The sequence below is a fragment of the Pedobacter sp. 01N416 genome, from assembly GCF_056399685.1.
The window spans coordinates 1-8,716 of record NZ_JBFTRT010000438.1; the positions used below are offsets into that span (position 1 = coordinate 1).

Sequence of the window (8,716 nt, forward strand, 5' to 3'; positions counted from 1 at the left end):
GGGCACAGGTTTAGGGATGATTATTAATGGCAAATTATACCGGGGGAGTAGCGGTTATGCTGGCGAATTTAGCCATATCCCTTTATCTAATTCCAATACCTTGTGCTCTTGTGGTAAGCGGGGATGCCTTGAAGTGGAAACGTCTCTTTTGGTGATGGTTCAAAAAGCAGAAACAGCGGTAAAAAATGGAGAAGAAACAAGTTTAAGAACGCTTTTTAATGATAAAAGTAAAAGCCATGTAGATCATTTCTTGAATGCAGTTGTAAAACAAGACCCTGTTGCTATTTCTATTTTAGCTGATGCCGCATTTCAGATTGGTAAAGGATTGGCAACTTTAATCCATATTATGAATCCTGAACGGATTGTATTAAGTGGCCGTGGTGCAAAAGCTGGAAAAATGCTTCTGCCGCCAATACAACAGGCAATTAACGAGTTTTGTATACCTCGGGTAGCCGAACAAACAGAAATTAAATGCTCTAGTTTAAGTGATGAGGCTGAATTATTGGCTGCCGCCAGTTTGATGGTCGAAAATAGCTTATTTGATTAAGCTAATTTCAATTGAATAAAGAATTAAACAAGTTTTTAACTAATAAGCGAACTGTATGCATAAATGAAAAAATGATCCTCAACCAAGTCCCGAATTATTTCAAACTAATATCAACTAAACAAATAAAATTATGAAAAAAATGTACTTAAAGTGTCTAAGTGTGCTATTGTTATGTTTTTTAACAATAACCGCTTTTGCACAGAAGAATATTACTGGTACCGTTAAAGACGCGTCCGGTGATCCCATTCCTGGGGTGAGTGTTCTCGAAAAGGGAACTCAAAATGGAACTTCTACCAACGCCGAAGGTAGATTTACCCTTACGGTAAAAGATGGCGCTAGATTGATTTTTAAATCTATTGGTTTAGTCACTCAAGAAGTTGCTGCCTCATCAAATCTGGCTATTGTAATGCACGATGATTCCAAATCACTAAATGAAGTTATTGTTACTGGTTTTGGTGTTAAAAAAGAAGTTAAAAGACTAAGTTATTCTGCAACAGCTGTTGGTGGAGCAGAATTAGCACAAGCAAATAACGCCAATGTGGTAAATGCTTTACAGGGTAAAGTAGCAGGGGTTATGATCAATCAAGGTGCCAGTGGTCCTTCTTCTTCTTCCAGAATAAGAATCAGAGGTAATTCATCGTTAAGTTCAAATACACAACCTTTGGTGGTTTATGACGGTATATTGTTAGAACCTGGCACCTCTGGAGCAGATTCATGGGGTGATGCCGCAGATTTTGGTAATATCATGAAAAATATTAATTCTGATGATATAGAAAGCATTAGTGTGTTAAAAGGAGCTGCAGCTTCGGCACTATATGGATCTAAAGCAGCTGGTGGTGTACTCCTTATTACGTCAAAAAAAGGTAAAACTACCAAAGGTTTAGGTGTAACTGTTTCACAAACCAGTTCTTTTGACGATGCTTATAAATTTGTAGATCTTCAAAATGAGTATGGAGGTGGAATTTCACCTGTTTTTGCAAAAGATGCAAATGGGATGGATGTTGTTGATCAGCAGGCCGGTTATTATGTAGGTGGATATTCTTTTGGCCCTAAATTGGATGGAAGAATGGTTAAAGATTTAGATGGGGTAGTTAGGCCATGGGTAGCCAATAATCCATTAGATTATTTTAATACCGGAAAATTCATCAATACCAATGTATCAGTTGAAGGTGCAAATGAAAACACAACTTATCGTTTAGCTTATACCAATTTATATAATTCAAGTGTTTTACCCGGTAATAACTTAAAAAGAGATGCATTTGCGCTTAGAGTGACCAGGGTAATTTCAAAATCAATTTCTGTTGATGCGAGTGTAAATTATACGATGTCGAATTCATTGAATCCGGCAAGACAAGGAAGTGCCAATAACCCATTATTTGCATTTACGTATTATAAGCCTAGAAACGTTGATTTAAGTGCTTATATTGATAACAATATCAACCCGGTAACTGGTGGTGCTTTAGGTTCCAGCAATCGTAATCTTTATGACCCTTATGGTATAGGATCATTTGCCTATGGACTTCAAAATGATAACAGAACGCAAAAAGAAAATAATTTATTGGCCAATATTGACGTAAATATCAAAATCCTTCCATGGCTTTCTGCTTTGGTAAGAACCAATACTAACTTTTATAATATTGCTTATGAAAGAAAAAATAGAGGAGCTGGTGTAGCCTTTTCAGGTGGCGATTATGAGATAACACAAAATACCAATAAATCTTATCGTATTCAGGGTTTATTAAATGCAACAAAACAATTATCAAACGATTTTGAATTAAATGCTTCATTAGGTGGGGAAACTTATCAAAAAAATCTTGGTAATTCTGCATTTTATAACAGATCTTATACCAATGGCGGGCTTAAAATTCCTGATGTATACTCTATTGGGAACTCAATTAATCCAGCATCAACAACTGCCTATCCAAATTTAGGTGAACGTACTGATGCGGTTTATTTGTATGGTGATATTACCTGGAAAAACATGTTAACTTTAAATTTTAGTGGAAGAAATGACTGGTCATCGGCATTAACCTATAAAGACGGCCATGGTAATTATTCGTACTTCTATCCAAGTGTAGGTTTGGCATGGATATTCACAGAATTACCTGCATTCAAAGATAATTCGATATTATCTTTTGGTAAGTTAAGAGCATCATATTCTTACACAGGTTTATCGGCTCAGCCACAATATACTAATACAGCCGGCTACTATAGATTACAAGATGGTACTTTCAGTAATGCGAATGGTGGTAACCAGTCGGTTTATGGGTTTAGCGACAATATTCTTAAAAACAACAATTTAAAGAATGAGTTAACCAAGGAACTTGAAATTGGAACCAATTTAGGTTTCTTAAAAAACCGTATCAACATTGATTTTGCTTATTATAAGAAAAATTCTTATAATCAAATTTTAAGTTTTGCATTACCACAAGAGTCTGGAGTGAGTTCACAAGCTTTAAATGCGGGTAATATCCAAAATCAAGGTATCGAGATCTTGGTTACTGGAAAACCAATCGTATCAAAAGATTTTAATTGGAATGCTTCAGTTACTTTTACGCGGAACCGCAACAAAATATTGGAATTGGCACCTGGTGTTGAAAATTACGACCTGGATTTAGCTTTTGGTAACGACATCACTTCAGTAGCCAGAGTAGGCGAACAATATGGTTCATTGATTACTGGATATGGTTATTCATATTATCAAAAGAAAGATGCAAGCGGTAATCCAATTGCCAGTCCAAATAATGGTAAAAAAGTATTAGGTAATACTGGTTATGGAACTACCGGTGGTTATTACACCTATGTAAGATCGCAGGATTATGATGGTACAAAGAAAAATTTAGGTACTATGATGGAGAAATATCTTGCCAGTACCAGACAAGAATTATCTTATAAAAACTTTACATTAAGTTTTCAAATTGATGCTAAAATTGGTGGTTTAATGGCCTCTGGAACCCATCAATATGGATCAGCTAACGGTTCGTTTGCCAATTCACTTTTTGGTAGGGATGAAGGCTCAGGTGGTGTAACTTATACCGATGCAAACGGCGTAGTACAGCATGATGGTATTATTCCTGATGGTGTATTGAATGATGGATTAAAAGCCAATGGAGTAGATTTAGGTGGAATGACCTATGCAGATGCTGTTAAACAAGGTTTATTAAAACCAATACCAGCTTATGCATATTATGAAAATTTAAGTCAATGGTCTAGTGGTATCAGAGAGTATTCGGTATTTGAAAATTCTTGGGTGGCGCTTCGCGAAGTAACTGTAGGATACACCGTGCCTAGCAAATATTTAAGTAAATTGAAAATAAATACTTTAAGTTTAAACTTAACAGGTAGAAATCTAGCCTATTTGTATAAAACGGCTAAGGATGGTATTAATCCTGAAAGTATTTTTAGCAATAGAGCAGGTGCTTTTGCTGAATATGGTGGCTGGCCTTTGGTTAGAAGTTTAGGTTTTAATGTTAGGGCATCGTTCTAATTATTTAAAAAATACAGATATGAAGACTATAAATAAAACAAAAATATATTTCCTGATGGTTTCAGCTTTGCTTGTAGTGGGCGGTTGTAAAAAGGAAAGCTTTGTAGAAGCAAATTTGAACCCTACGACCTTATACGAGGTTAAACCTGAAGATCAGTTTCTTCGTGCGGCAGTGGGTTCGCAAGATGATTTCGAGTATTTTGCCGATGTTTATCGCGCAGCCAATCTATGGATGCAATACGCTACCTTAAGTACAGGAAATGGATTGAATTTTAACAATGTTGGTTCACAATTCAATACCCGTTACGGTAAAATATTTTACGGCAGATTAGGCCCGGCCTTAATCGATGCTATAAAAAATATCGAACAAATGCCTGATGCAGATAAAAATGCAAGAGCTTTTCAAGCGAGGTATGGGGGTACCACAACTCCAGCATATGATACTCAACAAGCAGTATTTGCAAAAGTTGATGCGGAATTGAAAGCAGCTGTAGCTACTTTGAAAACCACACCAGCAGGTCAGATCAGTCTTGCCGGAAATGATCCCTATTTCAATGGTGATGCAACACTTTGGGCTAAAGCAGCAAACGCTTTACGTCTGAAAATAGCTATTCGCTTAATAAAAGTTGATCCAACTAAAATGAAAGCAATTGCTACCGAAGTTTTAGCAGATCCAGTGCAGATGGCAAATGTTAACGATTCATGGATGCTTAAGGTTGGCCCATCTTATGCAGATGGTGGTGGAAACTTTAGTCCGTCGAATTTCGCAGCAGGTAAACCTGTATTAGATTTTATGGTTACAAAAGGCGACCCTAGATTATCGGCCTTCTATCGTCCAAACGCAGCAGGAAATTATGTAGGAAGTTTTACTAGTCCAGACGATGCAAAATTACCTGCAAATGTACCATTATATGCATCTATAAATAATTTATCACAGTTGCAACACAGGTTATTTACACCTAATTATAACGAAGCCGATGGCTTAGGTGCTGGTACAGGCAAAGGATTTTACCCTGTTTTAACTTATGCAGAATATTGCTTTCTACGTGCAGATCTTGCAGCCCGTGGTGTCACTACAGATGTGGCTGAAACATGGTATAAAAATGGAGTTTATGCATCAGTTCAATTCTATAGCGATAGGGCTGTTGATGCCAAAGTATCTAACTTTAATGCAGTGACTACTCCGGCTATTGATACCTACTATAACACAGTTGGTATTAAATACGATGCAACTAAGGCAACTGATCAAATCGCTTGTCAGGCTTATCTTGATCTTTATAGACAACCATTAGAAGCATGGGCCTGGTGGAAAAGAACTGGCTTCCCGAACACTACCTCGGTTTTAGCATGGTCGGAATTAAAAGGTAATGGAAGTGTATTACCATTAGCTCGTAGAGCTGGTATAGACTTGTTAAGTACTACCAATTTAAACTATGCAAATCAGCAAGCTGCGATTGCTGAAATGGCTAAAAACCCTGATTTTGGTGCCGGACCAAATGATCCTTTTGGCCGTGTTTGGTGGGATAAAAAATAATCACTAAATTAAAAGAACCCTTAGTCATTTTACTAAGGGTTCTTTTTAATTAAAAGCAATGAAATTTTCTAATATTTTTATTCGATTCAGTTTTTTACTCGCTATCGTTATTTTTCCTGTTTTTATAAAAGCTCAGGAAAATTTAATATCCCCTGCAAAAATAAATGCGATTAAATTAATCAATTTAACAGGTAAAGAAAGTCGAATTAATTTAAACAAAACAACAGTCATTGTATTTTTAAGCCCCGAATGCCCATTATGCAAAAATTATTTACCAGGCTTGGTAAAACTTCAAAATGCGAATAAAAGCATCAATTTTTACGGAATAATCCCAGGTACCAGTTATTCCATAAAAGAAATAAACGAACTTAAAAATGAATATGGTATCAACTTCGATCTTTTAACAGACAAAGACAAACGATTATCAAAATATTTAGGTGCAACCACCACGCCTGAAGTTTTTTTAATCAATAAAATGGGCGCAATAACCTATAGTGGATTAATCGATAACTGGTCTTCCTCACTCGGACAGAAACGTTTGGTAATTACAGAAAAATATCTTGAACAAGCTATAAAAGACCTTTTAAACGGCAAACAAACATTTAAAAAAACGATTCCTATAGGGTGCTTAATTAACGACATATAATGAATTCAAAATCTTTAGTATTATTAAAAATTATTACCATTATACTTGGGATATTCATTTGCATACCTCATGTAAGTGCCCAAAAGGTAACTTACTATAAAGATGTTGCATACATTATTCAAAATAAGTGCCAGCCCTGTCACAGGCCAGGAGAAGCTGCTCCATTTGCTTTATTAACCTACGAGGATGTTGCAAAAAGGGGCTCTTTTATTAAAAAGGTAACCCAATCTGGTTACATGCCACCATGGAAGCCAGATAACCACTACAGACTATTTAAAAATGATAGATCATTAACGAATGAAGAAAAACTAACTATAGCCAAATGGGTTGACGAGAAAATGCCGATGGGCGATATTAGCGAAATGCCCAAAAAAGCAGTTAAAACATATATAGATGGTACTCAGTATCTCAGGAAACCCGATCTTGTTTTAAAAACAAATAAACCATATAAAGTTTTAGGCGATAATAAGGAGCGGTTTATTGTTTTTAAAATTCCTTTTGATATTGGTGTAGAAAAAAATGTAGAAGCAATGGAGTTTTTTTCGTCCAATAAAAAAGTAGTACATCATGCCAACTTTGCTATTCATCCTGTAGCAGATGATATTGATATTAACCAGGGAGCCGATTTTTTAAATTTAACAGAAGATGATCGGACTAAATACTCGCAGTATTTTCCTTTTAAAAAAAACATGACCTATTACGGAGGATGGATCCCAGGAACCTCTTATGAATCTTATCCAAATAATTTTGGTTGGGTAATGCCTAAACGGGGCGTTATATTATTAACTGTACACTTTGCTCCGGTTTCAAAGGAGGAAGAGAATATTTCAGGAGTAAATTTCTTTTTCAAAAAAACACCAATTGGGCGAAAAGTTGAGGTAATTAGTTTAGGCTCCGCCGGTGTAGGCGAAAAATCTATCGAGCCTTACTTTTTTATCCCAGCTGAGTCAGTAAGAAAGTTCGAACTAAAAATCACAACACCGCAAGATCAATCTTTATTATATATATGGCCGCATATGCATTACTTGGGTAAGATATTCAAATCATACGCAGTAACGCCTAAGAAAGACACCATACAACTCGTTTCAATTCCATCCTGGGATTTTAGATGGCAGGAAATTTATCAATTTAAAAATTTAGTAAAAATTCCTAAGGGCTCTATATTAACAATAGAGGGTACTTATGATAATACAACGAGTAATCCTAACAATCCAAGCAGCCCGCCCCGAAATGTTTATTCGGCCAATGATATGAAATCTACCGATGAGATGTTGACCATGTTACTTGTGTTTTTGCCCTACAAAGAAAATGACGAACAAATACAATTAAAATAAAGGCTTACCACCAATTGTGTAATTAATTTTAGCTTGATTTAATAAAAAGTACCATGAAAATAAGAATATGGCTATCCGCACTTTTTTTCTCAATGCAAGCTGCTGTTGTTAACAACGCTAATGCACAACAGCCTTTATTTACGTTATTACCGGCAAAGGAAACAAATATCAGTTTTGTAAATAGAGTAATTGAAACGGATTCATTACACGTTATGAACTATGAATATTTGTATAACGGATCAGGAGTTGGGGTAGCCGACTTTAATGGCGATGGTTTGTCAGACATTTTTTTTTCATCAAATGCATCAGATCATAAATTATACCTTAACAAAGGAAATTTAAAATTTGAAGATATTACGAATAAAGCAGGTGTAAGAGGAAATGGTACCTGGGGAACAGGGGTATGTATTGCTGATGTAAATGCAGATGGGTTACCCGATATATATGTAAGTCATTCCGGAAAATTTCCTGACAGTAAACTCAAAAATGAATTATTTATTAACCAGGGAATAAAAGGCGATATGCCTGTTTTTAAAAACATGGCAGAGGTTTACGGCCTTGATGCAATAGGAACCCAATCTACACAAGCAGTTTTTTTTGATTACGATAAAGATGGTGATTTAGACATGTTTTTGCTAAATCATTCAAACCAAACTTATAAACCTTTTTTAAATACTAAAAAAGTACGATCTACCCCAAATATGAAATATGGGAATCGTTTATTTAGAAATGATTCTAAAAACAATCAACCCCATTTTGTAGATGTTACGTTAACCTCGGGGATTATAAATAATGCCTTAAATTTTGGCCTAAACGTAGCGGTAAGCGATTTAAATAATGATGGCTGGCCAGATATTTATACTTCAAGTGATTATACTGAACAAGATTGCCTTTATATCAACAATAAAAATGGCACTTTTTCTGAAAGTATCCGGAAATCTATCAAGCACATTTCAAAGTATTCAATGGGTTCTGATATCGCCGATTATAACAATGATGGTAAACCCGATATCATCACGCTTGATATGTTGCCCGAAGATAATCATAGGCAAAAGCTACTTAAAGGACCAGATGAGTATGACCAATATCACTTATTACTGGATAGTGGATATTATAATCAGCAGATGAGAAATATGCTGCACTTAAATCAGGGATTAGGAGAAGATGG

Annotated in this window: 6 protein-coding genes; all 6 read left to right on the forward strand. The window is 35.6% G+C overall.

The genetic code is table 11. The annotated features are described in order from the left end of the window. The coding region (locus AC1DND_RS20835) for an ROK family protein (protein WP_477584551.1) at positions 1-547 on the forward strand (547 nt) is incomplete at its 5' end. Between the two features lie 139 nt (positions 548-686). Continuing rightward, positions 687-4,034: a SusC/RagA family TonB-linked outer membrane protein gene (locus tag AC1DND_RS20840; protein ID WP_477584552.1), complete on the forward strand. Its 3,348-nt coding sequence runs from the start codon at positions 687-689 to the stop codon at positions 4,032-4,034. Positions 4,035-4,053: 19 nt separating this feature from the next. Beyond that, positions 4,054-5,568: a SusD/RagB family nutrient-binding outer membrane lipoprotein gene (locus tag AC1DND_RS20845; RefSeq protein WP_477584553.1), complete on the forward strand. Its 1,515-nt coding sequence runs from the start codon at positions 4,054-4,056 to the stop codon at positions 5,566-5,568. 58 nt (positions 5,569-5,626) lie between these two features. Further along, positions 5,627-6,214: a redoxin domain-containing protein gene (locus AC1DND_RS20850; RefSeq protein WP_477584554.1), complete on the forward strand. Its 588-nt coding sequence runs from the start codon at positions 5,627-5,629 to the stop codon at positions 6,212-6,214. After that, on the forward strand, positions 6,214-7,548 hold the full coding sequence (locus AC1DND_RS20855; RefSeq protein ID WP_477584555.1) for a cytochrome c: 1,335 nt from the start codon (positions 6,214-6,216) through the stop codon (positions 7,546-7,548). Before AC1DND_RS20850 ends, AC1DND_RS20855 begins: the two co-directional genes overlap by 1 nt. Positions 7,549-7,601: 53 nt before the next feature. After that, the coding region (locus AC1DND_RS20860; protein WP_477584556.1) for an FG-GAP repeat domain-containing protein at positions 7,602-8,716 on the forward strand (1,115 nt) is incomplete at its 3' end.